Origin of the sequence: Paenibacillus sp. PAMC 26794 (genome assembly GCF_000316035.1) — a bacterium.
Taxonomy (GTDB): Bacteria; Bacillota; Bacilli; order Paenibacillales; family Paenibacillaceae; genus Paenibacillus.
The window spans coordinates 1-1,344 of the sequence record NZ_ANHX01000053.1; the positions used below are offsets into that span (position 1 = coordinate 1).

General features: G+C 49.6%; 1 protein-coding gene. It reads right to left on the reverse strand.

What is annotated here, in order from left to right; genetic code table 11:
* Window positions 1-35 precede the first annotated feature (35 nt).
* Window positions 36-1,343 (reverse strand): IS4 family transposase, encoded by a 1,308-nt coding sequence (locus D829_RS0118875; protein WP_036661412.1) that lies wholly within the window; start codon window positions 1,341-1,343, stop codon window positions 36-38.
* Between the last annotated feature and the right edge of the window lies 1 nt (window position 1,344).

The window sequence follows — 1,344 nt, forward strand, 5'->3', positions numbered from 1 at the left end:
GGCCCCTCCAAAGAACCTTCGCTCCTGGATCGCCATCACTTTTGCGTCCCAAAAAAGCCACCGAGTTTGGCGAGTGCGATCACACTTTCTCGCAGGGTAGGTGGTTTGGACGGGAGTGTTTTCGTTTTGTTGGCCACACGGTAAAGAACCTTCCATTCCTCGTCACCCATGAACGAAGTACATGGAGCGTCAGGCTTTTGCCGAACGAGATAGGTCATCTGTTGGAGTTGTACAGCGATTATGGAATAGAACAGGATGAGTTTACGCAATCGTTCACCGTCACGCTCCTGTAATTTTTCGATCTCGCAACCACTTTTTAAAATGTAATGGAACCGCTCAATTTTCCAACGTTGGACGTACCATGCCACTTTTTCACGAGCATCGTCTACCGTAGCCACGGTAAGATTCGTGAGCAGAAACCATTCAATCGGTGTTTCGCCTTCCAGCGGTGTGGTTTCCAACGCATGAATCAGGGTGCAGGGAAGAGGCGAATACGCAGCCCCTTTTTGTTTCAGGTGTGCCGGTACATGTACCGTATCCGTCAGAAAACGAATCTCCAGCGTCGTATCCCGAGCGGCTTCACTACTTCGCGTATCTCGCGGGAGGGAAACGGTAATCTGCCCGGAGGAAGGCTGTTTACGCACTTCGTCCTGCATGAAAAGTCCTTCTGCTTCGGTGATCCGATTTTGCATGGATCTTACGACATAGGACTGTTCATCAACATGCAAGTGGTATAAAAATTCAAAGAAATCGGCTTCCCGGTCCCCTATGTGAATGAGCTTCATATCTGCTGGGAGGCCGAGCACACTGGCTTTTGCGGCCTCAGTCCACTTGTAGCTTTCCTTCTGTTCGTAAGGGCGGCTGACCTTCCGTTCCGCTTTGAGCGCCAGATCCCGTGCCCAAATTTTTTGATGTAAGAGGCCAAGCGGGAGGCCGGACGGGGTAAGCACCAATGCGGAATGCGCAAGCAAGCCTTTGGTTTGCTTGCGATTGTAGGCGCCAAGTCCTGGCGTTTTTTCTCGATTACCGTATTTAATTTCAGTGGTATCCTGGACGCACAAAAACACGGACTCTTCCGTTTGTTTCATCTGACGTAGCGTCTCTGTCCGATACGATTCCAGCACGTTTTCCTCGGTCAACTGCGGATTCTGTAATAAACGGTAGATGGCTTTCGCTTCCGCTGCATTCTTACTGGCTTCAGCAATGGATGCCTCTGGATGACTAAACAACGTCTGCATCGTTCGGATGAACCGATTTAACGTTCTTCCACATCGGATGCGCATATTTCGAAAGAATTGAAAATTTGGTTGGAGTAAAGAGGAAGTTAATCGTGTTGTGGACATG

Coding starts and splice junctions, on each gene's coding strand:
- D829_RS0118875 (WP_036661412.1), bottom strand. CDS start 1,343: ATGTCCACAACACGATTAACTTCCTCTTTACTCCAACCAAATTTTCAA.